24 protein-coding genes are annotated in these 25,826 nt (G+C 71.0%); 14 read left to right on the top strand and 10 right to left on the bottom strand.

What is annotated here, in order from left to right; genetic code table 11:
* Positions 1–30: 30 nt before the first annotated feature.
* The gene (gene ligD / locus CBM2594_RS24305; RefSeq protein WP_116359325.1) at positions 31–2,859 is read right to left on the bottom strand and encodes a DNA ligase D; all 2,829 of its coding nucleotides are present in this window, start codon (positions 2,857–2,859) and stop codon (positions 31–33) included.
* A 270-nt stretch (positions 2,860–3,129) separates the two neighbouring features.
* Here ligD and CBM2594_RS24300 point away from each other — a divergent pair, with 270 nt between their 5' ends.
* Both CBM2594_RS24300 and CBM2594_RS24295 read left to right on the top strand, forming a co-directional pair.
* A complete protein-coding gene (locus tag CBM2594_RS24300; protein ID WP_116359324.1) occupies positions 3,130–4,134 on the top strand; it encodes an SDR family oxidoreductase in 1,005 nt (334 codons plus the stop codon).
* 257 nt (positions 4,135–4,391) lie between these two features.
* Entirely contained in the window at positions 4,392–6,371 is a 1,980-nt protein-coding gene (locus tag CBM2594_RS24295) for a hybrid sensor histidine kinase/response regulator (RefSeq protein WP_116359323.1), read from the top strand.
* Here CBM2594_RS24295 and CBM2594_RS24290 read toward each other — a convergent pair.
* Entirely contained in the window at positions 6,356–7,402 is a 1,047-nt protein-coding gene (locus CBM2594_RS24290) for a sigma-54 interaction domain-containing protein (RefSeq protein WP_116359322.1), read from the bottom strand. The two genes, CBM2594_RS24295 and CBM2594_RS24290, sit on opposite strands and share 16 nt — an antisense overlap.
* A gap of 380 nt (positions 7,403–7,782) precedes the next feature.
* Here CBM2594_RS24290 and CBM2594_RS24285 point away from each other — a divergent pair, with 380 nt between their 5' ends.
* The 5 genes from CBM2594_RS24285 (at position 7,783) to CBM2594_RS24265 (ending at position 12,495) form a co-directional block, all read left to right on the top strand.
* Positions 7,783–9,183: a sigma-54-dependent transcriptional regulator gene (locus CBM2594_RS24285; protein WP_116359321.1), complete on the top strand. Its 1,401-nt coding sequence runs from the start codon at positions 7,783–7,785 to the stop codon at positions 9,181–9,183.
* Positions 9,184–9,342: 159 nt separating this feature from the next.
* Positions 9,343–10,314, top strand: coding sequence for a sensor histidine kinase (locus CBM2594_RS24280; protein WP_232346734.1), 972 nt, complete (start codon positions 9,343–9,345; stop codon positions 10,312–10,314).
* 225 nt (positions 10,315–10,539) lie between these two features.
* Positions 10,540–11,271 carry a hypothetical protein gene (locus tag CBM2594_RS24275; protein WP_198048204.1) on the top strand — a complete coding sequence of 244 codons (732 nt, stop codon included), beginning with the start codon at positions 10,540–10,542 and terminating at the stop codon, positions 11,269–11,271.
* 106 nt (positions 11,272–11,377) lie between these two features.
* Positions 11,378–11,968 (top strand): DUF6861 domain-containing protein, encoded by a 591-nt coding sequence (locus CBM2594_RS24270; RefSeq protein WP_116359320.1) that lies wholly within the window; start codon positions 11,378–11,380, stop codon positions 11,966–11,968.
* Positions 11,969–12,033: 65 nt separating this feature from the next.
* The gene (locus CBM2594_RS24265; protein WP_018005539.1) at positions 12,034–12,495 is read left to right on the top strand and encodes a PRC-barrel domain-containing protein; all 462 of its coding nucleotides are present in this window, start codon (positions 12,034–12,036) and stop codon (positions 12,493–12,495) included.
* 66 nt (positions 12,496–12,561) lie between these two features.
* Here CBM2594_RS24265 and CBM2594_RS24260 read toward each other — a convergent pair whose 3' ends face one another.
* Positions 12,562–12,888, bottom strand: a complete 327-nt coding sequence (locus tag CBM2594_RS24260; RefSeq protein WP_116359319.1) for a BON domain-containing protein — start codon at positions 12,886–12,888, stop codon at positions 12,562–12,564.
* 29 nt (positions 12,889–12,917) lie between these two features.
* A complete protein-coding gene (locus tag CBM2594_RS24255) occupies positions 12,918–13,385 on the bottom strand; it encodes a CBS domain-containing protein (protein WP_116359318.1) in 468 nt (155 codons plus the stop codon).
* 384 nt (positions 13,386–13,769) lie between these two features.
* On the opposite strand from CBM2594_RS24255, the gene CBM2594_RS24250 reads away from it, so the two are divergent.
* The 4 genes from CBM2594_RS24250 (at position 13,770) to CBM2594_RS24235 (ending at position 17,586) form a co-directional block, all read left to right on the top strand.
* Positions 13,770–14,354: a low affinity iron permease family protein gene (locus CBM2594_RS24250; RefSeq protein WP_116359317.1), complete on the top strand. Its 585-nt coding sequence runs from the start codon at positions 13,770–13,772 to the stop codon at positions 14,352–14,354.
* A gap of 61 nt (positions 14,355–14,415) precedes the next feature.
* Positions 14,416–15,621, top strand: a complete 1,206-nt coding sequence (locus CBM2594_RS24245) for a DUF3182 family protein (protein WP_232346733.1) — start codon at positions 14,416–14,418, stop codon at positions 15,619–15,621.
* Positions 15,608–16,489: an alpha/beta hydrolase family protein gene (locus tag CBM2594_RS24240; protein ID WP_116359316.1), complete on the top strand. Its 882-nt coding sequence runs from the start codon at positions 15,608–15,610 to the stop codon at positions 16,487–16,489. Before CBM2594_RS24245 ends, CBM2594_RS24240 begins: the two co-directional genes overlap by 14 nt.
* Before the next feature lie 11 nt (positions 16,490–16,500).
* Entirely contained in the window at positions 16,501–17,586 is a 1,086-nt protein-coding gene (locus tag CBM2594_RS24235) for a DNA topoisomerase IB (RefSeq protein WP_116359315.1), read from the top strand.
* A gap of 13 nt (positions 17,587–17,599) precedes the next feature.
* On the opposite strand, the gene CBM2594_RS24230 is transcribed toward CBM2594_RS24235, so the two are convergent.
* Entirely contained in the window at positions 17,600–18,193 is a 594-nt protein-coding gene (locus tag CBM2594_RS24230; RefSeq protein ID WP_116359760.1) for a ParB-like protein, read from the bottom strand.
* An 84-nt stretch (positions 18,194–18,277) separates the two neighbouring features.
* Entirely contained in the window at positions 18,278–19,492 is a 1,215-nt protein-coding gene (locus CBM2594_RS24225; protein WP_116359314.1) for a BON domain-containing protein, read from the bottom strand.
* Between the two features lie 349 nt (positions 19,493–19,841).
* On the opposite strand from CBM2594_RS24225, the gene CBM2594_RS24220 reads away from it, so the two are divergent.
* The 3 genes from CBM2594_RS24220 to CBM2594_RS24210 all read left to right on the top strand — a co-directional run bounded on the left by CBM2594_RS24220 (position 19,842) and on the right by CBM2594_RS24210 (position 22,064).
* Positions 19,842–20,699: an SDR family oxidoreductase gene (locus tag CBM2594_RS24220; protein WP_116359313.1), complete on the top strand. Its 858-nt coding sequence runs from the start codon at positions 19,842–19,844 to the stop codon at positions 20,697–20,699.
* Positions 20,700–20,866: 167 nt separating this feature from the next.
* Positions 20,867–21,319 (top strand): hypothetical protein, encoded by a 453-nt coding sequence (locus CBM2594_RS24215; RefSeq protein WP_116359312.1) that lies wholly within the window; start codon positions 20,867–20,869, stop codon positions 21,317–21,319.
* Positions 21,303–22,064, top strand: a complete 762-nt coding sequence (locus CBM2594_RS24210; RefSeq protein WP_116359311.1) for a ParB-like protein — start codon at positions 21,303–21,305, stop codon at positions 22,062–22,064. The genes CBM2594_RS24215 and CBM2594_RS24210 overlap by 17 nt, the downstream gene beginning before the upstream one ends.
* Positions 22,065–22,146: 82 nt before the next feature.
* On the opposite strand, the gene CBM2594_RS24205 is transcribed toward CBM2594_RS24210, so the two are convergent.
* From CBM2594_RS24205 to CBM2594_RS24190, 4 genes are all read right to left on the bottom strand, one after another.
* The gene (locus CBM2594_RS24205) at positions 22,147–22,335 is read right to left on the bottom strand and encodes a DUF3008 family protein (RefSeq protein WP_012356890.1); all 189 of its coding nucleotides are present in this window, start codon (positions 22,333–22,335) and stop codon (positions 22,147–22,149) included.
* Between the two features lie 160 nt (positions 22,336–22,495).
* Positions 22,496–22,654, bottom strand: coding sequence for a DUF3309 family protein (locus CBM2594_RS24200; RefSeq protein WP_012356889.1), 159 nt, complete (start codon positions 22,652–22,654; stop codon positions 22,496–22,498).
* 182 nt (positions 22,655–22,836) lie between these two features.
* Positions 22,837–23,490, bottom strand: a complete 654-nt coding sequence (locus CBM2594_RS24195; RefSeq protein WP_116359310.1) for a response regulator — start codon at positions 23,488–23,490, stop codon at positions 22,837–22,839.
* Positions 23,487–25,493 (bottom strand): type IV pili methyl-accepting chemotaxis transducer N-terminal domain-containing protein, encoded by a 2,007-nt coding sequence (locus CBM2594_RS24190; RefSeq protein ID WP_116359309.1) that lies wholly within the window; start codon positions 25,491–25,493, stop codon positions 23,487–23,489. The genes CBM2594_RS24195 and CBM2594_RS24190 overlap by 4 nt, the downstream gene beginning before the upstream one ends.
* Positions 25,494–25,826 lie beyond the last annotated feature (333 nt).

The following is a 25,826-nucleotide window of genomic DNA, read 5'->3' as shown; positions in this document are numbered from 1 at the left end:
AGGGGCCCGCGAGCGTTGCCGGCGCTGCGGCTAGCGGGCCCGCGCCAGGCGTGCCGCGGCGCGCGTGATGGCCTGCCGGGTGCCGGCGTAGTCGGCCCACGGGTCGGCCGCTTCCAGCGCGTCCAGCCGCGCTTCGACGTTGGCGACGGTCCATTGCGCGGCGCTGGTCAGTCCGTCAAGTTCGTCCCATGCCACCGGAATCGACACCCCCAGCCCGGGCCGCGCGCGTGCCGAGAACGCCGCCACGGTGGTGGCACCCATGCCGCTGCGCAGGTAATCGATGAAAATCTTGCCGACCCGGTTGCGCGCCCCGCTCTTGGCGACGAAGCGCTGCGGCAGCGTGGCGGCCATGTGCAGCACCACGTCGCGCGCGAAATCCTTCAACTCGTCCCAGCCGGCGCGCGGCGTCACCGGCACTACCACGTGCAGGCCCTTGCCGCCGCTGGTCTTCAGGAAGCTCGCCAGCCCCAGCTCGTCCAGCAGCGCCTTCGTCAGCGCGGCGGATTCCTGCACCTGCTCCCACGGTACGCCCTCGCCGGGGTCGAGGTCGAAGATGATGCGGTTGGGCCGGTCGATGCTGCGCTTGCTGGCATTCCAGGTGTGGAACTCGACCACGTTGAGCTGCGCGGCGGCGACCAGCGCCTCGGCCGAGGCAATCTCCAGCAGCGCGGGATGGCCCGGCCACAGGCCGGGGTCCAGCACGTTGAGGCCGTCCACGCGCAGCGTGTCGCTGTGCCGCTGGAAGAACTGCTCGCCGGCCACGCCGGAAGGCGCGCGCACCATCGCGATCGGGCGACCGCGCAGGTGCGGCAGCATCAGCGGCGCGGCGCGTTCGTAGTAGCGCACCAGTTCGCCCTTGGTCAGGCCCGACTCGGCATCGATCACGCGTTCGGCGTGGCTGATCGAGACCTTGCCGCCCACCGCGGTGGGGCGCTTCGCTTTGGCGCCTGCTTTCGGCGGGGGCTCGGTTTCGGCAGCGGGCTGGCGGCGCGTGGTGGCCGCCGCCTTGCCTTTGCCCGCAGGGTCCGCCGGCCGCTCCACCGAGACCGCGCCGGCAGGCTTGTCGGTGCGCAGGCCATGGAATACCGCATGGCGCACGCGGCCTTCGCGGGTCCAGCTGCCGAACGAGACTTCGGCGACCAGCCTGGGCCTGACCCAATGCCCGCGCACGCCGGCAGGCACCGTATGGAACGGCGCCGCATCGGCGCGCAAGGCGTCGAGCTGCGCGCGCAGGTCATCGAGCGTGCGGGTGTCGAAGCCGGTGCCGACATTGCCCGCGTAGCGCAGGCGTCCGCCGCTGTCGTGCACGCCCAGCAGCAGCGAGCCGATGCCATTGCGGCTGCCCTTGGGATCGGTGAAGCCCGCCACCACGAATTCCTGGCGCAAGGTGCATTTCAGCTTGATCCACGTATTGCTGCGCGCGCTGACGTAGCCGGAGTCCACGCGCTTGCCGATCACGCCTTCCAGCTTCATGCGGCACGCCGCATCCAGCATGTCGCCCGCGCTGGCTTCAAAGTCCTCGCTGAACTGCAGGCGCGGCGAGGCGTTGTGTTCGAAGATCCGGCGCAGCAGCGCGCGCCGCTCCAGCAGCGGCACCTTGCGCAGGTCATGGCCGGCGAAGTAGGGCAGGTCGAAGGCGAAGTACCGGATCGCCTCGACGCGCGCGGTATCGAAGGCATTCTGCAGGGCCTGGAAGTCGGTCTCGCCATGCTTGCCCAGCACCACGATCTCGCCGTCGAGCCAGCCGTCGGGCAGCCCCAGCGCGCCGACATCGCGGGCCAGCGCGCGCAGCTTGCTGGTCCAGTCATGGCCCTGCCGGGTGAACAGCCGCACATCGGTGCCGTCGACGCGGGCCAGCAGCCGGTAGCCGTCGAACTTGATCTCGTAGCGCCAGGCCGCGGCGTCGTGCGGCGGTTTCTCGACCAGCGTCGCCAGTTGCGGCGCCAGCGCCAGCGGCAGCGCCGCGCGCGTCGCGCCGGCCGGCGGCTTCAGCGCCGCGATGGCGCCGTGCGCCGCCGGGGTGGCCGCATCCGACGCCTTGCTTGTCTCCTTGCTTGTCTCCTTGCTTGTCTCCTTGAGCGCCGCCTTGCCGGCGCTGGCGCGCCTTGCCGCGGGCTTGCGCTGCGTGCCGCCCAGCACGCTGTCCGGCAGGGCCTCGACCACGTCGAATTCCGACGCCGGCACCGCGGCGTCGTCGCGTTCCTTGATCAGCAGCCACGCGTCCTGCTCTTTCTGCCGGCTGCCGTGCATGCGTACCAGGGTCCAGTGCCCGTGCAGCTTTTCGCCGCGCAGCTCGAACTTGAGCTTGCCGCTGCGGTAGCCTGCCTCCGGGTCGCCCACCGGAATCCAGGTGCCGCGGTCCCACACGATCACCGTGCCGGCGCCATAGTGCCCTTCCGGAATCACCCCCTCGAAGCCGGCGTAGTCGATCGGATGGTCTTCGACATGGACCGCCATGCGCTTGTCGGCGGGGTCCAGGCTGGGGCCCTTGGGCACGGCCCAGCTCTTCAGCGTGCCGCCCAGCTCCAGCCGGAAATCGTAGTGCAGCCGACGCGCCGCATGCTTCTGGATCACGAACGACAACGCCGCGGCGCGCTTGCGCGGCGCGGCGCGGGCGCCGCCGCTGGGCTCGGGCGTGGCGCCGAAGTCGCGCATGCGGCGGTATTTCTCGAGCGCCTCCGGCGTGCCCTTCGCGGCCGGCCTGGCCGCCGTCTTGCCGGGCCTGGCGCTGGTACCGGCTCGTGTGCTGGTTCCGGTGGTCTTTGTGCCGGGTTTGCTGCCCGTCCGGGCGGCGGGCTTTGCCGCGCCCTTGCCGGCGGGGCGCCGTGCGCGCGAGTCCTGCGGAGTGGTCTTGGCCATGGCGGTCGCCGGTTGCGTGGATGCATCCAGCTTAGGCAGCACATGGGCGCGCTGAAATCGGCGCCCGTCCTACAGGCGCCGGCCGGCAGTCTCGACCCGCGGGCGGCATGCGCCGCCCGGGCCATGTGGTTCTTACCGGGCGTTGTAAATCTGCCGCGGGCATCATGCCCCGGCGCCGCGGTCAGCGCTGCCCGGCGACGGGAACGCTCCTTGCGACTTGCCACCGGCATGCCCGGCGCCGGGCCGGGCCTCCCGTGGAGGAAGCGGCAGATGAAACCCACCTTGAAGAGAATCAGCTCGCAGGTCATTGTGCTGACCGGTGCCAGCAGCGGCGTAGGGCTGGTCACCGCGCGCAAGGCGGCACAGCAGGGCGCACGCCTGGTGCTGGTGGCGCGCAGCGAGGGGTCGCTGCACCAGCTGGCGGAAGAACTGCGCGAGCAGGGCACCGAAGTGATCACGGTGGTGGCGGACGTCGGCCGGCACGATGAGGTCGGCCAGGTGGCGCATGCCGCGATCGAGCGCTTCGGCGGCTTCGATACCTGGATCAACAACGCCGGCGTGACCATCTTCGGGCGCCATTGCGACGTGCCGCTGGAAGACCAGCGGCGGCTGTTCGACACCAACTACTGGGGCACGGTGCATGGCTCGCTGGCGGCCGCGGCGCACTTGCGCGAGCACGGCGGTGCCATCATCAACATGGGCAGCGAGGCCGCCGACGGCCCGATGCCGCTGCAAAGCGCCTACTCGGCATCGCAGCATGCGATCAAGGGCTTCACCGATTCGCTGCGGCTGGAGCTGGAGCAGGAGCAGGCGCCGGTCAGCGTGACGCTGATCAAGCCCGCCGGCCTGGAAACCCCGCTGGCGATGCACGCCAAGAACTTCCTCGACGTCGAACCGCGCCTGCCGCCGCCGCTGTATGACCCGGCGCTGGCCGCCGACGCGATCCTGTTCGCCGCGGAAAACCCGCGCCGCGAGCTGTTCGTGGGCGCCGCGGCCAAGGCTTTCTCGGCGGCCGCGTACCATGCGCCGCACACCTTCGACCGCTTCATGCGCCGCTTCATGGGCCGCGCGCAGCAGACCCGCCATCCGGCCGGCCCGCTCGAGGACAACACGCTCTACGGCAGCAGCAGCGGCCTGCAGGAACGCACCGGCGCCCACACCGCGCTGCATTCCTGCCCGTACACCACCACCGCGCGCTACCCCATGCTGACCACCGCGCTGGTGGTCGGGGCCTCGGCCGCGGTTGCCGCGATGGTCCAGCGGCGGCGCCGCTAGCGCCCCACTGGGTCCGGCCTGCGCCGTGCGTCGCCGCGCACGGCGCGCGTGCGGCCGACCACCATCTCTCGCCCTCCGGAACGGGCCTGCGACCCTTGCGCCGCCATATCGGGTGGCGCATGGGCCGCGAGCGCCTATCATTGACTGGAATGCCCGCGTCCGCGGGCATTCGGCGCTGTGCTGCGGTATGGGCCCGTGGGCCCGTGGGCCGCATGCCAGGCGTGCCAGCCGTCAACCCAATCTACCGAAGGGTGATCATGTCCGGGCTGCAAGCGGCAACCGAAGTTCGCTCGACCCACGTGGATCCCTCCGCCGGCCTGGCGCCGGAGGGTGATGCCCTGCAACTGGCGCAACGCTATCGCCGCCTGCTCGATGCGGTGGAAGATTGCGCGGTGTTCGAACTCGACGCGCACGGCGTGATCGTGGCCTGGCCCGAACCCGCGCGCCGGTTGTTCGGCTACAGCGCCGCGGAGATTGCCGGCAGCCCCCTGTCGCGGCTGCACCGTGCCGATGACGTGGCCGCAGGCCTGCCGCAGCAATGGCTGGAGGCGGCCGCGCACAGCGGCCATGCGCGCGACGAAGGCTGGCGCGTGCGCCGCGATGGCAGCCTGCTGCGCGCCAGCTGCGAGATGCGGCGCATCGATGCCGCCGGCCTTGCCGATGGCGCCGCGGGCGCGGGCTTTATCGTGTCGTGCCGCGACATCACCGTGCAGCAGGCCGCCGCCGACCATGCGCGCCTGGCCGACGACAAGCTGCGGCTGCTGGCCGAGAACCTGCCCTGCACCGCGGTCTGCGAACTCGCGCTGGACGGCACCATCCGCAGCTGGAACGCGGGCGCCCGCGCGCTTGCCGGCCACACCGCGGACGAGGCGGCAGGCCAGCCGCTGGCCTGGCTCTATGCCCGCCAGGATGCCGCCGCGGGCCGCCCGCAGGCGGCGCTCGAGGCGGCGCGCGCCTGCGGCCAATGGGCCGGCGAAGAACGCCTGGCGCGCAAGGACGGCTCGCTGGTGCGCTGCGCCACGCGCATGGTGCTGGTGCGCGATGCGGCGGGGTGCCCCGAGAGCCTGCTGTGGACCGCGCGCGACCTCAGCGATGCGCTGCGGCTGGAGATGCTCGATGCCGGCAACCGCCGGCTGCAGTCCTTCCTGGCCATCCTCGCGCACGAACTGCGCAACCCGCTGGCGCCGGTGCGCAATGCCGTCGAAGTCATCGTGCTGACGCCTGACACCGGGCCGCGCGTGCGCCGCTGCGCCGAGATCATCGACCGCCAGCTGCGCCAGGTGGAGCGGCTGGTCAACGACCTGCTCGACGTGGGCCGCGTGACCGCCGGCAAGATGAAGATGGAACTGACCCCGACGTCCTACAACGACGTGGTGAGCACCAGCCTGGAAGCGATCCGCCCCACGCTGGAGGCGTCAGGCCAGCAACTGGTGGTGTCCCTGCCCGAGGTCTCGCCCTACGTGCGCGCCGATGCCGCGCGGCTGGGCCAGGTGCTGCTGAACCTGCTCAGCAACGCGACCAAGTACACGCCGCGCGGGGGTACCGTCAGCGTGCAGGTCAGCGTCGAGCCTGCGCGCGTGATCACCACGGTGAGCGATACCGGCCGGGGGCTGGAGCCCGCGGCGCTGGACCGCATCTTCAACCTGTTCGCGCAGGAGAGCGACGCCGGCAGCCGCAGCGGGCTGGGCATCGGCCTGGCGCTGGCCAGGGCCATACTGGAAGCGCATGGCGGCGCGATCCAGGCCGACAGCGCGGGCGCGGGCAAGGGCAGCACCTTCACCGTGATCCTGCCGCGCGCCAGCGCGCGCCCGGCCGAGCCCGCCACGGCGGCGCCGGGCAAGGCGCCGCGCCGGCGCGTGCTGGTGGTCGACGACAACGCCGACTCGGCCGACAGCATGGCCGAGCTGCTGACCCTGCTCGGCCACGAGGCCGAGGCCGTGCACAACGGCCAGCAGGCGCTCGGCGTGGCGGCGGCGTTCCGGCCCGACTGCGTGCTGCTGGACCTGCAGATGCCCGACATGTCGGGCTATGAAGTCCTGGCGGCGCTGCGCGAGGCCTTGCGCGGCCGCGCGGTGCAGTTCCTGGCGCTGTCGGGCCGCGGCACCGCCGAAGACCAGCGCCGCAGCAGCCAGGCGGGCTTCCATGCGCACCTGACCAAGCCGTTGTCGATCGAGACCTTGTCGCGGGCGCTGGCCGAGCCGGTGCCGGCAGACCCCGGGCCTTACAAGGAGCGGTAGGCGTCGAGCCGGTTGTAGAGCGTCTTCAGGCTGATGCCGAGCGCGCGCGCGGCCTGGCGCTTGTCGCCGTCGAAGCGCGCCAGCGTCGCCATGATGATCTCGCGCTGGGTATCGGCCAGCGTGGTGCCGACGCGCACGTTCACCACGCCGTCGACGGTGGTCGGGCGCGGCGCCTGCGTGGCCAGGTTGGGATTGCCGATCTCCACCACCTTGTCGGCGAGGATGAAGGCGCGGTAGACCGCGTTCTTCAGCTCGCGCACATTGCCCGGCCAGTCGTAGCGCACCAGGCGGTCCAGCGAACCCGCCGAAAAGCTCTTGTCGGTGCGTTCCATGGCGTTGTACTCGGCCAGGAAGTGGCGTGCCAGCGGCACGATGTCGTCGGGCCGCTCGCGCAGCGGCGGGATATGCAAGGGGAAGACCGCCAGCCGGTACAGCAGGTCTTCGCGCAGCTGGCCGCCGCGCACGGCCTCGACCGGGTCGCGGTTGGTGGCCGCCAGGATGCGCACGTCGGTGGCGATCAGCGTATCGCCGCCGACGCGGTGGAAGGTGCGGCCTTCCAGCACCCGCAGCAGCTTGATCTGCATCTCCAGCGGCATCTCGGTGACTTCGTCGAGAAACAGCGTGCCGCCCTGCGCCTGCTCGAAGTAGCCCGCCTTCTGCTCGATCGCGCCGGTGAAGCCGCCTTTTTCATGGCCGAACAGCTCGGACTCGATCAGCGTGGGCTGGATCGCGCCGCAGTTGACGGCAATGAAGGGGCCGTTGCGGCGGGCGCTGCGTTCGTGCACCGCGCGCGCCACCACCTCCTTGCCCGAGCCGCTTTCCCCCACCGCCAGCATGGTGACATCGGTCGGCGCCACGCGCTCGATCTGCGCCAGCAGGCGCTGCATCGCGGGCGAGGTGCTTTCCCACAGCAGCGACACCTGCGACGGCACGGCGCGGCGCGGCGCGGGTTCACTGGCCGGCGCGGTGCCGGCGTGGCTGGAAGCGGGGGCGGCGTTGCTGCGCCGCGAAGTACTGGCGGTCACTGGCACAGGTTGCTGGCCTGGAATCGGCCGGTCGAGGGTTGCAGGTAGCGGGTTGCCGCGGGAAGTTCCTATGCTAGCCTTTGGCGTGGGGGCTTGCCATAGCGGCGCGCGCCCGCGCGGAAACTTCCGACAGCTGTGTCAGACGGACACCGGCAACGACCGTGCCTGCCCGCGCTTAGACTGGCATTACGCAGTGTGGACGCGCCCCGCGGACCAGATTCCGCGCTCCAGGCAGTGCCCGCCTGTGCCTGTCGTTACGTCGTGCGCGCCACGCATGGAGCGCGCCGATGGATCTCCCGGGCCCCCGCCAGCGGCGGTGCGGTGCGGAGGCAGGTGCCGGGACGGTGGTTGCCTCGAGTTCCCATTAGGTCTCACTGACGGATCGTATGCCCCACATCCTGATTGTCGATGACGACGAAAACGCATGCGCTGCCCTGGCCGAGATCGTAGCCATGGAGGGCTTCACCTCCGCCACCGCCGGCACGCTGCGTGAAGCGCGGCTGCAGATCGGCTGGCGCATGCCCGAGGCCATCGTGGCCGACCTGCGCCTGCCCGACGGCAACGGCATGGAGCTGTTCGAGGAGGTCGGCGCCTCCGGTGTCGAGGTGATCCTGACCACCGGCTACGCCAGCGTCGAAAGCGCGGTGGAAGCGCTGCGCGCCGGCGCCACCGACTACCTGGTCAAGCCCATCAACGTTGCGCGCCTGCAGACCGTGCTCAAGCGCCTGGCCACCACCGGCGAGCTGCGCGCCGAAATCCATTCGCTGCGCGGCGAATTGCGCCGCTATGGCCGCTTCGGCCGCCTGATGGGCAGCTCCGAGGTGATGCAGGCGGTCTACGACCAGCTCGCGCGCGTGGCGCCGACCGAGGCCACCGTGCTGCTGATCGGCGAAAGCGGCACCGGCAAGGAGCTGGCCGCGCAGACCGTGCACGAGCTGTCGGCGCGGCGGCGCCAGCCTTTCCTGGCGGTCAACTGCGGGGCGATCTCGCCCACGCTGATCGAAAGCGAGATGTTCGGCCACGAGCGCGGCAGCTTTACCGGCGCCGACCGCCAGCACAAGGGCTATTTCGAGCGCGCCGACGGCGGCACGCTGTTTCTCGACGAGATCACCGAGATGCCCGCCGAGCTGCAGGTCAAGCTGCTGCGGGTGCTCGAGACCGGCACGTTCATGCGCGTGGGCACGAACCGCGAATGCCATGCCGACGTGCGCGTGCTGGCGGCGACCAACCGCAATCCCGAGGAAGCGGTCGCCGACGGCAAGCTGCGCGCCGACCTGTTCCATCGCCTCAATGTCTTTCCGGTGGAGTTGCCGCCGCTGCGCGCGCGCGGCGACGACGTGATCCAGATCGCCAACATGATGCTGGACCAGCTCAATGCCGAGCAGGGCGTGCAGCGCCGCTTCGCGCCCAATGTGCTCGACAGCCTGCGCCTGCACGCATGGCCCGGCAACGTGCGCGAGCTGCGCAACTTCGTGCAGCGCGCCTTCATCATGGCCGACGACGACCTCATCACCGAAGCGCAGGTGCCGCTGCAGGTCGCGGCCACGCAGTCGCCGGGCGCGGCGGTGGTGTCGGTGCCGGTGGGCATGTCGCTGGCCGACGCCGACCGCCAGCTGATCTTTGCCACGCTCGAGCAGTGCGCGGGGGTCAAGAAGCACGCGGCGGAAATCCTCGGCATCAGCCTGAAGACTTTGTACAACCGGCTGGAAGATTATGCCGCCCGTGGCGAATTGCCAGAGTGGTTGCGCGCGTCGCGCAACGACTCGGGCCCGTCCGCAACCGGATGACGGCGCGCGCCATCGCTTGGGACGGCGGGGGTGGCGGGCAGGCGCCGCGGCGCCGGTGCAGCCTGAGTCCCGCGCAGCACGCTTCTTGCTTTTCAGCAGGGCGATGTTCCCGGCCGATACGGCCTGCCATGTTCACTGGCCGTTGCGGCCGCTCCGCACATGACGCAGCAATTTCCGCCGTCCGGCGAGCCGGACACTCCTGAGCCACGCCCGGCGCTGTCGCTGGACCCTTCCGGGACCCAGGCGACCCGTGCGCCGAACGCGGCGAGCGCGCCGAATGCAGCGAACGCGCAGGCGGCCGCCGGCAATGGCAGCGCCGAGCCGGTACGCAGCGTGCAGGAGGTCAGCACCCTGATCGAGCAATCGGCGCACGACCTGCGCTCGTCGCTCAACGCCATCCAGAGCTGGGCCTATGTGCTGGACCGCGCCTTCGATACCACGCCGGCGCCGGCGCAGCGCGCGCTCGACGGCATCCGCTCGGGCATGCAGCAGCAACTGGCGCTGATCGAGGAAATGGAAGAAGCGGTGCGGCTGCTGGCCGACGAGAGCGCGCCGCGCTGGCAGCAGCTGGACCTGCGCGTGCTGGCGCTGCAGGCCATTACGGACCGCCGCCACGCGGCCGAGGCGCGCGGCGTGCTGCTGTCGCCGCTGAGCACGGACGGGTCGGTCTGGCCTGCCCCGCTGACCGGCGCCACCGGCGCCACCGCGGGGGCAGCCCCGGCCGAAGCGCCCGAGGCCGCGGCCGCCTACTGCGTCGACGGCGATGCCATGCGGCTGGCGCCGTTGCTGCGGCACCTGCTGGTGCACTGCATCTGGCGCGCGCCGACCGGCGGCGCGGTGCACGTGCACCTGTTCAGCGAGCCCGACTACGTCAAGCTGCGCATCACCGAAAGCCCGCCGCTGGATTCCCAGCGCAGCGCCAGCCGGCTGGCTGCGCTGACCGATTTCTTCGGCCGCCGGGCGCCGCAGGGCGGCGAGCCGCCATCCCGGCAAAGCAGTGCGCTGCTGCTGACGCGCCGCATGGTGGAAATGCACGGCGCCGTGCTGAGCGCGGAGAGCGACAACTGCGACAGCGACAAGGTCAGCGTCTGCATCGCGGTCCGGTTCCCGCGCCATATGCCCCGCGCCTGAACGCGCCGCGCCGGACATAGGGCCTGCGCCGATGTAGTTTTTACCAGACCGGCCCCAACGCTACGCGTACCACTTGCCCGGCACGCCATGGCCGGGCCGTCGCAGGCCGCAGTACGGCAGTGTTCACACCGGTCGTGGCAGGGCTGACCGCCCGGCCCGTTGCTGACGAGATTCTGGCCCGTCCCTTGCATGGATGAAACACCCCAAACCAAGGAGGGAACAACCATGCCCAACGCCAGCCGCAAGTCCGCCCAGGCCGAGCAGGTTGCACAGAAGCCGTCCCGGGCAAAGTCCGCGGCCGCGACGCGGTCCGCGCAGTCCACCAGGGCCACGCCATCCGCGCGCGCCGGCACCGCGCCGCAGGCCCGCGGCAGCGGCCCGTCCGCGGGCAAGGGCGCAGCCGCCAAGCCGGCCGCGGGCGCCAAGGCCCGCGGCAAGGAAGCCAAGACCTACCAGGCTGCGGTCGACGACTCGCTCGAGATGACCTTCCCCGCGAGCGATCCGATCTCGCCCAGCGCTGCCATGCACGCCGAGAAGAAGACGCACACCGCGCGCGACGACGTCGACTGGAAGCTCACGCAGGGCAGCCAGGAACAGCCCGTAGGCGCGAAGCCGGCCGGCCAGCGCAAGGGCGCGGCGGCGGAATCGGGCCGCCCGGCGAAGCCCGCTGCCAGCATGGGGGCGAAGACGGCAGGCATGTCAGCGAAGCCGGCCGCGAAGACAGCGACCAGGACCGCCACGAAGTCGGCCGGGTCCGGTATGGCCAGGCCAGCCGCCAAGCCTGCGGCCAAGACCGTCCCCAAGTCCGCCTCCAAGGCCGCCCCCAAGGCCGCCCCCAAGGCCGCCGCCAAGCGCGCGGCCAAGCCTGCCGCGAAGACCGGGGCATCGAGCGGGGCCAGGGCCGCAACCAAAACCGCGGCCAGGTCCGCCAAGCCGGGCAAGCCGGCCAAGCGCTGAGGTATGTGCCTGCCCCCTTTAGTCCACCTTGCGTCCTAGCGCCGCGGCGCGGTTGCCACCAGCCCGCCGCGGCTCCGAACACGTCGATGAACGAAAAGGAGCCACCATGTCCGCCATCATCGCTGGCCGTTTTGACAGCTTCTCCACCGCCGAAACCGCGGCGAGCCGGCTGCGTGCGCAGGGGTTTGCCGACCAGGACCTGAACCTGTTCTACGTGAACCCGCCCGGGCAGCATGCCGCCTATGCCATCGGCGGCGACCACGCCGCCGATGCCGGTGCGCGCAAGTCCGGCGTGGGCGCCATCAGCGGCGTGCTGATCGGCGCTGCCGTCGGCGCCGCGGTGGGCGCGGCGCTGGTCGCCGCGCTGGGCGAGACGCCGCCGATGTCGATCCTGGTGCTGGTGTTCGCGATCGGGCTGGGTGCCTACCTGGGCTCGCTGGCGGGAGCGCTGGCGCTGGCGCGCAACGCCGGGCGCAACCCGCGCACCGGCCAGCCCCCGGTGCGCAATGCCGGGGTCGTGCTGGCGGCGCACCTGACCAGCACCGACACCGCCACGGCGGACACGGTCGCCACCGTGTTGCGCCAGGGCGGCGCCAGGGATGTCGAGCGCGCCGAAGGCCAATGGGTCGACGGGCGCTGGGCCGACTTCGATCCGCTGGTGCCGCCGGTGCCGGCCGACACGCGCCAACGCAGCTAGCGCGCCGCACGGCGCGGTTCGCATTCCGCCCGACTCCCCACCCGAGCAGCCAAACGGAGGTATCCATGAACCCTGTCCAACCTGAAACACCGGGCGCCGAACACCCGCACGGCGCATCGATCGTCGGCGGCATCGACCGCAATTCCCCGGGTCCCGGCCCGTTCGTGATGGCCGCCGACACGCTCGAGGGCAACAAGGTGGTCGACCCGGCCGGCGACGACATCGGCACCATCGACCACATCATGATCGACGTGCTCGGCGGCCGCGTGGCCTATGCCGTGCTGGCCATGGGCGGTTTCCTCGGCATCGGCGAAAAGCTGTTCGCGCTGCCGTGGTCGGCGCTGACGCTGGATACGCGGCGCAAGTGCTTCGTGCTCGGCGTCGAGAAGGACCGGCTCAAGGCCGCGCCGGGCTTCGACAAGGACCATTGGCCCACCATGGCCGACTCGCAATGGGCCACCAGCATCCACCAGTACTACGGCATCTCGCCGTACTGGGAAGCGGACCGCTATGACCCCTGGGGCTGAGCGCAGCCGTGAACGACAAAGGCGCCGGAGCCACGCTCCGGCGCCTTTGTCGTCTGGCGTTGGCGTTCAGACCTTGTGGTTGACCTGTCCGGCGGGCTTGTCGGCCGGGTCGGCATGCTTGCCGCTGCCGGCGGGCTGGCCCTGCGGTTCGGGCGCGGGCGGCTGGCGCGTCGACAGCGCGTTATGCACGCCCAGCACGCCGGGGCTGACCGCCGCGGCCTTTTCCACGCGCTGCGCGGTGCCGACGTCTTCCACGCAGCCGCGCACGGTCACGCGCCGGTCTGCCACCTCGAGCGTGACGCCGTCGGGAAAGCGGCCGTCGAAGGCCGCGGCAATCTGGGCGCGCACGGCTACGCGCAGGGCTTCGTCATCGGAAGAAGGACTTGCGCTCATTGTGGCTCCTGGGTTGGATGCTGGGGTGTTCAGCGCGCCGGCGCCGAAGGCGTGGAGATCGATGCCAGCGCCTCGCCGGAATCGCGCGTATCGGCGCCCTTGCTGGCGAGGTCGCCGAGCGACACGATGCCCACCAGGGTGTGGTCGTGGTCGAGCACCGGCAGGCGCCGCACCTGCGCGGCTTCCATCTTGTGCTGCACGTCTTCGAGCGATTCGTCTTCGAGGCACCATTGCACTTGCGGCGACATCGCGTCGGCCACGCGCGTGGCCTGCGGCGGCCGGCCGCTGGCGATGGCGCGCACGGTGATGTCGCGGTCGGTCAGCATGCCGACCAGGCGCCGGCCGTCGCATACCGGCAGCGAGCCGACATGCAGGTCCGCCATCAGCTGCGCGGCATGCTGGATGGTTTCATCGGGCGTGATATAGGCCGGCTGGCGCGTCATGATGTCGACCACGCGCTGCGGCGCGCGGGGTTGGGTGGCAGGGGATTGGAACATGTCTGGCTCCGGTTCGCTGCGGCACCGGTCCCGCGGGCGGGGTCGGGCCTGGTCAACAGGGCAGTCGACTGCCACCGGCGCACCGGGGAGTCGCCGCTTCGTCATGGCATGCGGCGCAAGAAGCGTTCCTGTCGCAGGCGCGCGCAGGCTGTCTGCAAAGCGGACGTGCCGCCGGCAAGATTTATCACCCGATGTAGAAACGAAAGCGGCGCGCACGGCAAAACGCGGCAAGTGCTGCGCCCGTTGTAGGACTGCGCCCGCTGCACATTGGCCATGCGCTCCATACAATGAAATCAGCGTGCCGCCCGGCAGCGGCGTACCTGGCGGCTCAGCTGGCGGCTCACCTGGCGGCCAATCCGGCGATCTCTCCGTGGGAGTGCAACGATGCCCAAATCCAGCCCTATCCTGCCCGGCGTTGGCCATCGGCCCGGCGCCGGCAAACGTGCCACCGTGCTGCACCTGTTCGACCGCTTTGCCGGCGGCGCGACGCGCCATGCCGGCTCGCCGACCGCCTTCGTGCTGGCCGTCGGCGTGGTGGTGGCGTGGGCCCTGACCGGGCCGATGTTCGGGTATTCCGAAACCTGGCAGCTGGTCATCAATACCGGCACCACCATCGTCACCTTCCTGATGGTGTTCCTGATCCAGCAGAGCCAGAACAAGGATGCCGTAGCGGTGCACCTGAAGCTCAACGAGCTGCTGGCCTCGCACCGCGAAGCCAGCAACATGCTAGTGTCGATCGAAGACCTGGACGAAGAGGAGCTGCGCCAGCTGGTGAGCTTCTACCGCCAGCTCGCCGAGCTGGCCGACCAGGAAGACGGCATCAAGACCAGCCATTCGCTCGACGAGGCGCGCGAGAACCACGCCGCCAAGCGCCACGCGCGGGCCTCGCGCGGGCGCCAGCACGAAGCGCCCGCCGGCAGCGCGCCCACGCCCGCCAGCCCCGCTACCCCCGCCTCGGCGGCCTCGTAGCCTGCCGGCCGCGGCCCCCCTTGCGCAACACCCATGCGACAGACCCAGACAGGAGCCGGCCGTGACCACATCCAGCATTGCAAGCAAGCGAAAACCCTCGCTGCCGGCTGCAGGCCCGGCAGCCGCGCAGCAGCGCGGCCGGACCGTGGTGGCCTACGGCTGCGAGAGCCTGGGCCAGGCCGACAGCCACCATGGCATGACCCTTGCCAATATCGCCCGCAAGGTGGCCGAGATCGCCGGCCTGCCGTTCGCGGGCGGCTACGCGGCGTCTTCGGCAACAGGCCCGGCGCCATACCTGGTGCCGGCGCAGACCCTGGTCGGCGGCGAACTGGCGGCGGACCTGGGCGTGCGCAGCGAGGACGATCTCTTCGGCGGCGTGGTGCCGTACGCGTTCGTCGCCACCAAGGCGATCACGCATGGGCTGGTCGACCCCGGTGCCGCGGCGCCGCGGGGCTGGTCCGAAGCCTTCGTGCGGCGCGTGGTAGGGGCCACGCTGCCGGGCTTCACCGCGTTCAGCATCGGCGATGCGCGCATCGCGGCGCAGCGGCTGCTGACGCTGGGGCCGGTGCGGCTGAAGGATACGGGCGGTGTCGGCGGGCTGGGCCAGCGCGTGGTCGACAACGAGGCTGCGCTGGAGCAGGCACTGGCCGCGCTTGCCCCCGAAGTCGTGGAACGCGACGGCCTGGTGTTGGAGCGCGACCTGCGTGCGCCGCAGACCTACAGCGTCGGCAAGGTCATGCTGGCGGGGCTGGAGGCCAGCTATTGCGGCACCCAGGGGCTGACCGGGAACAACCGCGGACAGAAGGTCTACGGCGGTTCCACGCTGACGGTGGTGCGCGGCGGTTTTGACGCGCTGCTGCAGCACCCGTTCGATGCCCGCATCCTCGCCGCGGTGCGCGCGGCGATGGTGTACCACGAGGCCGCGCTGGCCTGCTATGGCGAGGGCGGCGGCATGGTGCTGTCGCGCTGCAACTACGACGTCGCCTTCGGCGCGCCGGCCGGCAGCGACGCGGGTGGGCAGATGCTCGGCGGCGTGCTGGAACAGTCCTGGCGCGTGGGCGGCGCGACCGGCGCCGAACTGGTGGCGCTGGCCGCGCTGCGCGACGATCCGGCCCGCACGCGCGTGGTCGCGTCCACGCGCGAAGTCTACGGCGACGACGTGCGCGTGCCGGATGACGCCGAGATCTATTACCAGGGTGAAGACCGCCATGTCGGTCCCCTGACCAAGTACGCACGACTGGAGCCTGAATCCGATGGCAACGCATGAAGAACTGCTGCAGATCGAAAGCGAGGGCGGCACCATCGCCGGTACCCTGATCAGCCCGGAAACCAAGTTGCCGGGCGTGTTGTTCGTGCATGGCTGGGGCGGCAGCCAGCAGCAATACCTGGCGCGCGCGCGCAAGGTGGCGGGGCTGGGCTGCGTGTGCCTGACCTTCGACCTGACCGGCCACGCCGGCACGCGCGCGCAGTACGAGACCGTCAGCCGCACGCGCAACCTCGCCGACGTGGTGGCGGCCTACGACGTGCTGGTGCGCCAGCCCGAGGTGGACCGCAACGCGATCGCGGTGGTGGGCAGCAGCTACGGCGGTTATCTGGCCGCGCTGCTCAGCGGCCTGCGCCAGGTGCGCTGGCTGGCGTTCCGCGCGCCGGCGCTGTACATGGACTCGGGCTGGGACCTGCCCAAGCGCCAGCTGCACCGCGAGCAGGACCTGGTCACCTACCGGCGCAGCATGGTGCCGCCGGCGAGCAACCGCGCGCTGCGCGCGTGCACCGCGTTTACCGGCGACGTGCTGGTGATCGAATCCGAGCACGACCAGATCGTGCCCCATGCCGCGGTGATGAGCTATGTCGATTCCTGCGTCCACGCCAACTCGCTGACCTACCGCGTGATCAAGGGCGCCGACCACGGCCTGAGCGACGAGGAATGCCAGCGCACCTACAGCAGCATGCTGGTCAACTGGCTGCGCGAAATGGTCACCGTGGCCCGCGCCGGCCCGGTCACCGTCGAGCGCGCGGCGCCGCCCACGCCGAAGCCCGCGCCCGCGCCCCCCGCGCCCGACGCCGGGCTCGAACCGGAGCACGAATCGCAGCACGCACCGCAGCACGAGTCGGCCAGCGCGCCGGGCGCGGCCTAGCGCGCGCGCCCATGGACAGCACGCTGCCCGGCACCGAAGCCCCCGCCGCGTTCGACGCGGTGCTGCGCGACGCGGGGCTGCGCTATGTCGACGACAGCAGCCCGGGCATCACGCGCCGGCGCCATGGCAGCGGCTTCAGCTATACCGGCCCGGACGGCAAGCGCGTGACCGATGCCGCCACGCTGGCGCGCATCGCCACGCTGGCGATTCCGCCGGCCTACGAGTCAGTGTGGATCTGCCCTGACCCGCGCGGCCACCTGCAGGCCACCGGGCGCGATGCGCGCGGGCGCAAGCAATACGTCTATCACCCGCAATGGGCGACGCTGCGCGATTCGGACAAGTACGCGCGGCTGGCGGCCTTTGGCGCCGCGCTGCCGCGGCTGCGCGCGCGCGTGGCGCGCGACCTGCGCCGCAACGGCATGCCGCGCGAGAAGGTGGTGGGGGCGGTGGTGCTGCTGCTCGACGCCACGCTGGTGCGCGTGGGCTCGCCGCGCTACGCGCGCCAGAACCGCACCTACGGCCTGACCACGCTGCGGCGCCGCCATGTGACCGTGCGCGGCAGCCGGCTGCGCTTCCAGTTCACCGGCAAGAGCGGCATCACGCACGATGTCTCGGTCAACGACCCGCGCCTCGCGCGCATCGTGCGCAACTGCGCCGACCTGCCGGGCCAGTGCCTGTTCAAGTACCGCGACGGCGACGGCGAGATCCGCGAGATCGGCTCGGCCGACGTCAACGCGTACCTGCAGGAAGTGACCGGCGGCGACTTTACCGCCAAGGACTTCCGCACCTGGGCCGGCAGCGTGCATGCGCTGGCGATCCTGCGCAGGCTGCCGGAAGCGGCCAGCGACACCGCCCGCCGCAAGGCGGTGACCGACGCCATCCGCGAGGTCGCAAGCCAGCTGCGCAATACCGTCGCGGTGTGCCGCAAATGCTATGTGCATCCCGACGTCATCGATGCCTACCTCGCCGGCGTGCTGCAGGCGGACGGCCGCGCGCCGGCCATGACGCGGCTGCGCGCGGACGAGGCGCGGCTGCTGCAGCTGCTTTCCGAAGGGCAGTCCCCGCCGGGCAACGGCAAGAAGGGCAACAACGGGTAGGCGCCGGCGGCGCTCAGCATCCCAGCGCGCCGATATAGCCGGGCAAGTCCTTGGCTTCGCGCGAGTGCGCCAGCCGGAAGGCCGTCGCCAGCGCGAAGGCGAAGTGATGCGGCGTATCGAAGGGCCCCGGCACGTGGCGGCGGAAGAAGTCCGCCCAGCGGAAGTCCAGGTAGGCGGTCTTGACCTTGCGATAGCCGCCGGCCAGCTGCACGAAGGCCTCCAGGCTGCGGTACGGGTCGTCGCGCATGTCGTGGATGGCTTCGGGCAATTCGGTCAGCGGACGCCGGCGGCCGTGTTCGTCGTAGGGATGGACCATGTGGTTGGCGACCATATGGCGCCAGAACGCGGGCACGTCCATGTCGCTCAGGTCGGCGCGGACGATGCCGGGCACGTGCGTGAGTCCCAGGTCATGCCAGGCCCGCACCCAGTGGTGGTGATCGACCACGTAGAGCGCCTGGGCCGGCCCGATCACCAGGTGCACGCGGTGCCGGTCCAGGAAGGCCGCGCGCGCTTCGGGCGCAACGCGGCGCGTCGCGTGCACCTTCTGCGCCACGTGGTAGCCGCCCACGGTGATCTGGGTGGGACGCAGCGCGTCCAGCGGCACCATCAGCTTGCTGTCGGCCGCGAGCTTGCGCGGCGCCCGCCGCGGGGCGGGCGCCGTGCGTGCCGGGTCCCGGGCCGGTGCCAAGGCTCAGCTCTTGTTGAGCGTGCGGTCCGGCGAAGTCCCGCCGGCCGACGCCGTGCCGGTGCTGTCCGACGAAGCGTCGCCGCCCACCTCGGAGCCGGCCGCCCAGGAACTGCCCTGCTGGCGCTGCACGCGCAGGCGGTTGTCGACTTCGGTAACGCCGAACACCGCGTCGGCGATTTCCTCGACCACGTATTTCTCGCGGCGCTCGTTGACGGTGCCGTCCAGCGTGACGACGCCGTTTGCCACTTCCACGGTGACCTCGCCGACGTCGATATACGGGTTCATCGCCAGGCGCTCGCACACATCCTCGCGCACGCGCTCGTCAGAGCGGCGATAGCCCTTGGGACCGGTCGCGCGGCGGCCGGCATGCTGCCCGCCCTGCGCCCCGGAGGCGCTGGCCTGGCCGGCGAAGGGCGTGCGGCGCCGGTAGCCCGGATCGTCCGGATAGACGCGCTGCCCGCCGCTGTACGACTGGCCGCCGCGGCCCGGATCGCCGAAGTAGCCGCCGCCATAGCTGGGCTGCCCGCCGCGCTGGGCGCGGTCGCGTTCGCTGCCTTCCTGCCAGTGCATGGCGCGGCCGCCTTCGCTGCGGCCCTGCTCGGAAGCCCAGCCGCCCTGGCCGCGCTGAGCGCGTTCGCTGCGTTCGTCGCGCTCGTTGCGCTCATTGCGTTCCCCGCGCCAGGCGGATTCACTGCGGCGCCCGCGCGGGCCGAAGCGGTCTTCGTCGCGGTAACCGTAGCCCGACTCGCGTTCCTGGCTGCGGTAGCCGCTGTCCTGCGGCGAGGGGCGGTAGCCGCCGTAGCCGCTGCTGTACGGATGGCCGCTGCCGCCGACATCGGCGGCGCCATAGCCTTGCTCGCCCCAGCTGCCGCGGCGCTGCCCGGCGGGCGTGTCCTGCTGGTACCACGGGCCGCCGTGGCGCGAGGTTTCACGCTCGCTGCCGAGGCTGCGGCCCTGGCCGCGGGCTTCGTTGCGACCTTCGTTTCGATCCTCGTCGCGGCGGCTTTCCTCCCAGCGCTGGCGGCTTTCATAGCCATGGCCGCCATACTCGCCACGGCGCTGGCTGCTCTCGCCGCGCCAGTCTTCGCCCCATTCCTGACCCCAGTCCTCCGAGCCGCGGCCCTCGCTTTCGTCGCGCATCCTCTGCTCGGGACCGCGGTCGCGGCGTTGCGCTTCAGGCCGGCCGCGGCTGCCGCGGTCATTGCGGAAGTTGAACATATCTGCCTCCTGGGTGTGAGGCTCCCGCGCGCTGGCCCTGCCCGCAGGCAAGTGCGGCAGGCGCCGGAAGCCGTTGACGTTTCAGATATGGAGAGGGCCGCAAAATCCGTGCCCCGGCACGTAGACGAAGCGGCGCAGCGTAGTACTGCGGCGCGCTGTAAGGATTGCCGTGCGATGTAAGGGTTACGGGCAGCGCGGCCGGGCCGGTAGCGCAGCGCGCGCCGGCATGCGGGGTCCGGCCTTGCGCTTTGCGGCATGGAACTTGCGCGCCACCCTGGCATCTTGCATGGCCGCGGCGTGCCGTCACGCCGGCGTCGCATGGCGCGGCCGCCCCCGACAGGAGACTGCCATGTCCACACCCAAGAGCGTCCCGCCCCAGCACCAGTCGCGCCAGCCCGGCCTGGAAGCGCCGATGCGCCCGCAGCCGGACAGCGGCGCGGACGATTACGTCGGCAGCGGCCGGCTGGAAGGCCGCGTCGCGCTGGTCACCGGCGGCGACAGCGGCATCGGCCGCGCCATCGCGGTGGCGTTTGCGCGCGAAGGCGCCGACGTCGCCATCGCCTACCTGAACGAGCATGCCGACGCGCGCGAGACCGTCGACCTGGTCGAGCAGGCCGGCCGCAAATGCCTGGCCATTGCCGGCGACCTGGCCGACTGCGACCACGCCGAGGCGGTCGCGCGGCAGACGCTGCAGCAGTACGGCAAGCTCGACATCCTGGTCAACAATGCCGCCGAGCAGCACCCGAAGGAATCGCTGGAGGAAGTCGACGCCAGCCAGGTCGAGGCCACCTTCCGCACCAACGTGTTTGCGATGTTCCACCTGACGCGCGCGGTGCTGCCGCACCTGAAGGCCGGTGCGTCGATCCTGAATACGACCTCGGTCACCGCCTATCGCGGCAGCAAGCACCTGCTGGACTATTCCGCGACCAAGGGCGCGATCGTGTCGTTCACGCGCTCGCTGGCGTTGCAGGTGGTCGAGCGCGGCATCCGCGTCAACGGCGTGGCGCCGGGCCCGATCTGGACCCCGCTGATCCCGTCCACCTTCAGCCCGGAGGAAGTCGCGGAATTCGGCAAGAAGACACCCATGGGCCGCCCCGGGCAGCCGCTCGAGGTTGCCGGCGGCTATGTGTTCCTGGCCTCCGATGCGGCCAGCTATATCACCGGGCAGATCCTGCACATCAATGGCGGCGAGGTCGTGAACGGCTGAGCGACCGCTTGCGCCATGCCCGCGCATGTAGTTCCGGGGCCGCGTTTGCAAATATTGCACGCAGCGCTTCCGCCGCCTGCCGCGCCGTGCAGATCCTGCGCGCGGGCGTGGCTCTTGCAATACGGATGAGATCAGCCGACCGCCATTGCCAAACACTGGGAGGCATCATGTCATCGATTATCGCGGGTCGTTTCGACTCGATCGCCAGCGCCGAGGACGCCGCGCGCACGCTGTTCGCGCGCGGGTTCTCGGTCTGGGACGTATCCATCGTGTCAGTGCGGGACCCGTCCGCTGACCAGCAAGACGCCGGCGCCGGGGAGGCGCCCGCCGACAACGTCATGCTGGCCGCGTGCGTCAACAACGGGCTGGGCTCGGTGGTCATCGACGTGCTGCGCGAAAGCGGCGCCAGCCGGCTGGAGCGCACGCAGGGCACCTGGGAGTGCGGGCAGTGGACCGATTTCGATCCTGACCGGCGCGGCGAGCCGATCCGCGAGGGCGAAGGCGAGTACTGGCCGCGTCCGCTGGCGAGCGACGCCACCGCCGAGGAAAGCACCGGGAATGAAGACCCCGGCAGCGAGCTAGAGCATTTCGTCAACCAGAAACGTGTCGAGCACGACTGAACGCCGCGCCGGGCCGGCCGACCCGGCCACCGAAGCCGCGCCCCTCGACACGCCGCACCGCGCGCGCGGCAAGGCCGTCGCCGAACTGGCAAGGCTGCGGCCGACCCAGCTGACGCTCGGCTACATCCACGTCCACCACAAGATGGAAGTCACGCAGCGCCACGCCGACCCGGAAGACGGCGAGGCGCTGCAGCGCTTCATGCGCCGGCATCGCATCAAGACGGTGGTGGGGCCGGGCGGCGCGCTCTATATCGTCGACCACCACCATTGGGCACGCGCGTGGCTGGACCTGGGCTACCAGCTCGCACCGGTGCAGGTGCTGGAAGACCTGAGCGACCTGGACCCGGCGGCGTTCTGGAAGCGCATGCACCAGCTGGGCCATGTCCATCCCTACGATGAACACGGCAAGCGCCTCGGGCCCAGGGCCTTGCCCCCGACCGTGCGCAGCATGCGCGACGACCCGTACCGCAGCCTGGCCGCGTTCGCGCGCGAAGCGGGCGCGTACCGCAAGCCGGGCAGCGCCTACGGCGACTTCTGCTGGGCCGGCTTCCTGCGCAAGCGCGTGGAGCAGGACCTGCACAGCATTGCCGGCTTCGGGCTGGCGCTGGCGGAAGCGATCAAGCTGGCCCGCAGTTCGCGCGCCAGGCGCCTGCCCGGCTATTGCGGCGGGCCGCTGGAGGGCAAGACCGGCAAGCCGGCGAAGGCGCTGAAGCCGGGCAACGGCGACAACGGCGGAGCCGGGTAGCACCTGATAGCGCCGGATAGCGCCGGAAAGCAACAGGGCAGGCGCATGCGCCTGCCCTGTGCTGGTATCGGTCAAGGTTCGGTCAGCGTTCCGACTTGTGCTTCGGCATGCCCTTGGTCTTGGTCGAAGCCATCTTGTCGAGTTCCTTCTCGCTCATCGACTTGTACATCGAGCGGGAAGGTCCCTTGAGCGAACCGGCCTTCTTTTCGCCGCGCTTTGCGGAGAGCGCCGCTCCGGCGGCCTGCTGTTGCGCCTTGGATTTTGCTGGCATCTCGGTCTCCTTGCGAAAAGGTGGAAAGGTTGAAAAAGGACCGGGCACACGCTGGCGCGCATGCCCGCGCTTCGTTATAGGTGCCAGGCGCGGCCGGGACAAGCGCGGCCGGCACGCACTGCCTGCGCGCCCGCGACCGCGGCCTGTTGCCGGCCGGACGCTAGATCCGGCCCAGCACCACCAGCAGCACCACGATCAGGACAATCAGTCCCAGGCCGCCGCTGGGCCAGTAGCCCCAGCCGGAACTGTATGGCCAGGCCGGCAGGGCGCCGATCAGCAGCAAGACGAGAATGATCAGAAGGATGGTGCCGATTCCCATGGCGTGCTCCTTGTTCGTGGATCGGGGAAGCCGCGCGGCTTCCGGTCCGAGGCGGCTCCGCAGAGCCGTCCGCTTACCGTTCAGCGTAGATCAAGGGGTGCGGGCATCCCTCCGGGCAAGGGCTGATATCGGTGTAGGAATCGGACGACGCCCGGGTGCGCGCAAGTCGACCCGCAATGCGCTCAGGCCGTGTTCAGCCCGTGTTCCACGGCATAGACCGCCACCTGCACGCGGCTGGCCAGGTTCAGCTTCTTCAGGATGTTCTGCACGTGGATCTTGACCGTGCTTTCGGCCACGCCCAGGTCGCGCGCGATCTCCTTGTTGCTTTCGCCGCGCGCCAGGCCCTGCACGATCTCGCGCTCGCGCGCGGTCAGCCGCGGCGCTTCGTCCTGGCGTGGCGCGGCCACGGGCGCGGGCGCGCGGAACTGGGCCACCAGCTTGGCGGTCATGCTGTCGGAGATCACCGGCTCGCCGGCCGCGGCGCGGCGGATGCCGGCGATCAGCGCCTCGGTCTCGATGTTCTTGATCAGGTAGCCGCGCGCGCCGCCGCGCAGCGCGGCGGCCAGTTCCTCGGCTTCCTCGGACACCGTCAGCACGATCACCGCGGTCTGGGGCAGATCTTCCACCAGCAGTTGCAGGGCCTCGAGCCCGGACAGGCCCGGCATGTTCAGGTCCAGCAGGATCACGTCGGGGCGGTGCTGCTTGGCGCGCTTGATGCCTTCCACGCCGTCGGCGGCTTCGTCGACGATCTCGAAGTCGGCCTGGCGCTGCAAGAGCGCGCGGATGCCCGAGCGGAACAGGGTGTGGTCGTCGATCAGCAGGATGCGGATGGTCATGGCTGGGCCTCGCTCAGGCGGGTCAGGGTGTTGAGGGGGTGGGCGGCGCGCTCGCGCCGGGCGGCGCCCTGGCTGCCGGCGGGCAGCACCAGTTCGATGCGCACGCCGCTGCCGGGGCTGGCCTGCACGTGCAGCTGCGCGCCCAGCCGCGCGGCGCGCTCGCGCATGATGCTCAGGCCGATATGGGCGTCGGCGCGGGTGGCCAGTTCGTCGGGGTCGAAGCCCTCGCCGTCGTCCTGCACCACCAGGCGGAAGTCGCGGCCATGGCTGAGCGCCACCGCCACGTGCGCCGCCATGGCGTGCTTGCGCACGTTGGACAGCGCCTCCTGCAGGATGAACAGCACCTGCAGCTGCTGCTCGGGCGACAGCGGCCAGGCGCCGCCGCCTTCGTCGATGGCCAGCGCGGCCTCGGTGCGGCATTGGCGGCGAAAGCGCTCGACGGTCTCTTCCACCGCGGGCCGCAGCTCGCCGGTGCCCAGCCGCGAGCGGAAGTTGTTGAGCAGCTCGCGCACGTCCTGGTAGCTCTCTTCCACGCCATGGCGCAGCATCGGCACCAGCTCGCGGGTCTCGGCGAGGTCATCGCGCGCGACCGCGTCGTCCAGCAGCTGCACCTGCAGGTTCAGGTAGTTCAGCCCCTGCGCGATGCTGTCGTGCAGGCCCTGCGCGACCAGGTTGCGCTCTTCCACCACCGCCAGCTGGCGCGCGGTGGCGGACAGGCGCAGGTGTTCCAGCGCCGTGCCCAGGTGCTGCGCCAGCGTCTGCAGCAGCTGCCGGTCCGACTGCGGAAGCTTGCGCGGCGCGCGGAAATGCAGCGCGAACATGCCGGTGGCGCCGCGCTGGCTTTCGATGCGGAACGCCGCCAGCGACTGGAAGCCATCGCGGCCGCACGGCGTTTCGTCGGCCGTGCCGGCACGCACCGCCCCGCGCAGGTCGACAATGGCGACCACGGCCTCGCGCGTGGCATCGCCGCAATGGCAGCCGCTGGCCGACGCGCACGAGTCGGCCTCGGCCAGCGCGGCGGGCAGGCCGGCGGCGGCCAGCAGGTGCATCCGGCCGTGGCGGCTGTCGAGCACGCGCACGCTGCCGCCGTCGGCATCGAACTGCCGCATCACCCGGGCCAGGAAGCCGTGCGCCATGGTTTCGGCGTCGGCGGCCTGGTTCAGGAAGGCGGCCATCTCGTACAGCGTTTCCAGGTCGCGGTTGTGGCGCTCCAGCTCGGCGGTCTTCTGCGCCACGCGCGACTCGAGATCGTGGTACAGGTCCTGCAGCTCGCCCGCCATGCGGTTGAAGCCCTCGCTGAGCGTGCCGAACTCGTCGCGGCTTTCCACCGGCAGGCGCAGCGAGAATTCCCGCGCCGCCATGCGCCGCAAGCCGTCCTGCAGGCGCAGCACCGGCAGGATGATCCACAGGTAGAGCAGGTAGATCACGGCGACCGTGCCGATGCAGGCCATCAGCGCCAGCGCGGTCTGCGACAGGCGCAGCAGGTCGGTCTTGCGCGCGCTGTCGTGTTCGATCATGCCGACCAGGCGGTCGGCCTGGGCGACAAAGCCCGGCAGCGCGCCGACGTAGGCGGCAGGCGCCGCGCCGGCCACGGCCAGCGGGCGCAGCTGCTGTTGCCAGTCAAGGGTGACGCGGGCCAGCTGCGCGTGGATGGCGGGCTCGTCCGGCAGGAACAGCGGCCGCGCCGCGTCGCCCTTCTGCAGCAGCGCCAGGGTGGCGTCCAGCGCCTGCACCTGCGCGGGCAGGTCATTGGCGCGGCCCGCGTGCGCCAGCGTCAGCTCGATCGCCACGCGGTTGGCGCGCATGCGCAGGCTGCCGGCGTCGTTGATCGCGGCGCCGGCGCCTTCCAGCTTCCACGACAACCACAGCGTGCCGGAGATCATGCCCAGCACCACCAGCAGCACGGCCAGCGAGAGCGAGATGATGCGCGTGGAAAGACGATGGCGCAGCGCCGGCAACGCGGATGCCGCCGTGGCTGGGGCAGGAGGATTGGTATCAGGCATGGCGGTATCGGGGGCTACCAGGGGAAGCTGTCGTGGCCTGTCGAGGGAGCCGGGCAGCGGGCCGACGGCCAGGGCAACAGGGACACGCAGGAGTCGGAAGCGATTTTCCCCGCGCGAATGGGTGGGCCACCTGCGCAAGATCAAGGAAACCCGGCTTTGGCGCGCGTATGTGCGGGTAGCGGCGCATCGCGCGCATGGCGTGTGACGCCAGGGCGGGGTCCATCACATCGTGATATTTCATGCCGCCGGACTTGGCCCTGGTCAAATCCCTGCGCGGCGCGGCGGCCTAGCATCGGCCCTTTTGTCAGGACTGGCGAGAAGGATCGATGGCCG

Origin of the sequence: Cupriavidus taiwanensis (genome assembly GCF_900249755.1) — a bacterium.
Taxonomy (GTDB): domain Bacteria; phylum Pseudomonadota; class Gammaproteobacteria; order Burkholderiales; family Burkholderiaceae; genus Cupriavidus; species Cupriavidus taiwanensis_D.
This window is presented reverse-complemented; position numbering and strand designations above follow the sequence as displayed.

Coding starts and splice junctions, on each gene's coding strand:
- CBM2594_RS24240 (WP_116359316.1), top strand. CDS start 15,608: ATGGCAACGCATGAAGAACTGCTGCAGATCGAAAGCGAGGGCGGCACC.
- CBM2594_RS24215 (WP_116359312.1), top strand. CDS start 20,867: ATGTCATCGATTATCGCGGGTCGTTTCGACTCGATCGCCAGCGCCGAG.
- CBM2594_RS24280 (WP_232346734.1), top strand. CDS start 9,343: ATGACGCAGCAATTTCCGCCGTCCGGCGAGCCGGACACTCCTGAGCCA.
- CBM2594_RS24205 (WP_012356890.1), bottom strand. CDS start 22,335: ATGCCAGCAAAATCCAAGGCGCAACAGCAGGCCGCCGGAGCGGCGCTC.
- CBM2594_RS24270 (WP_116359320.1), top strand. CDS start 11,378: ATGTCCGCCATCATCGCTGGCCGTTTTGACAGCTTCTCCACCGCCGAA.
- CBM2594_RS24235 (WP_116359315.1), top strand. CDS start 16,501: ATGGACAGCACGCTGCCCGGCACCGAAGCCCCCGCCGCGTTCGACGCG.
- CBM2594_RS24200 (WP_012356889.1), bottom strand. CDS start 22,654: ATGGGAATCGGCACCATCCTTCTGATCATTCTCGTCTTGCTGCTGATC.
- CBM2594_RS24260 (WP_116359319.1), bottom strand. CDS start 12,888: ATGAGCGCAAGTCCTTCTTCCGATGACGAAGCCCTGCGCGTAGCCGTG.
- CBM2594_RS24285 (WP_116359321.1), top strand. CDS start 7,783: ATGCCCCACATCCTGATTGTCGATGACGACGAAAACGCATGCGCTGCC.
- CBM2594_RS24255 (WP_116359318.1), bottom strand. CDS start 13,385: ATGTTCCAATCCCCTGCCACCCAACCCCGCGCGCCGCAGCGCGTGGTC.
- CBM2594_RS24190 (WP_116359309.1), bottom strand. CDS start 25,493: ATGCCTGATACCAATCCTCCTGCCCCAGCCACGGCGGCATCCGCGTTG.
- CBM2594_RS24230 (WP_116359760.1), bottom strand. CDS start 18,193: ATGGTGCCGCTGGACGCGCTGCGTCCCACCCAGATCACCGTGGGCGGC.
- CBM2594_RS24275 (WP_198048204.1), top strand. CDS start 10,540: ATGCCCAACGCCAGCCGCAAGTCCGCCCAGGCCGAGCAGGTTGCACAG.
- CBM2594_RS24265 (WP_018005539.1), top strand. CDS start 12,034: ATGAACCCTGTCCAACCTGAAACACCGGGCGCCGAACACCCGCACGGC.
- CBM2594_RS24300 (WP_116359324.1), top strand. CDS start 3,130: ATGAAACCCACCTTGAAGAGAATCAGCTCGCAGGTCATTGTGCTGACC.
- CBM2594_RS24225 (WP_116359314.1), bottom strand. CDS start 19,492: ATGTTCAACTTCCGCAATGACCGCGGCAGCCGCGGCCGGCCTGAAGCG.
- CBM2594_RS24250 (WP_116359317.1), top strand. CDS start 13,770: ATGCCCAAATCCAGCCCTATCCTGCCCGGCGTTGGCCATCGGCCCGGC.
- CBM2594_RS24195 (WP_116359310.1), bottom strand. CDS start 23,490: ATGACCATCCGCATCCTGCTGATCGACGACCACACCCTGTTCCGCTCG.
- ligD (WP_116359325.1), bottom strand. CDS start 2,859: ATGGCCAAGACCACTCCGCAGGACTCGCGCGCACGGCGCCCCGCCGGC.
- CBM2594_RS24295 (WP_116359323.1), top strand. CDS start 4,392: ATGTCCGGGCTGCAAGCGGCAACCGAAGTTCGCTCGACCCACGTGGAT.
- CBM2594_RS24220 (WP_116359313.1), top strand. CDS start 19,842: ATGTCCACACCCAAGAGCGTCCCGCCCCAGCACCAGTCGCGCCAGCCC.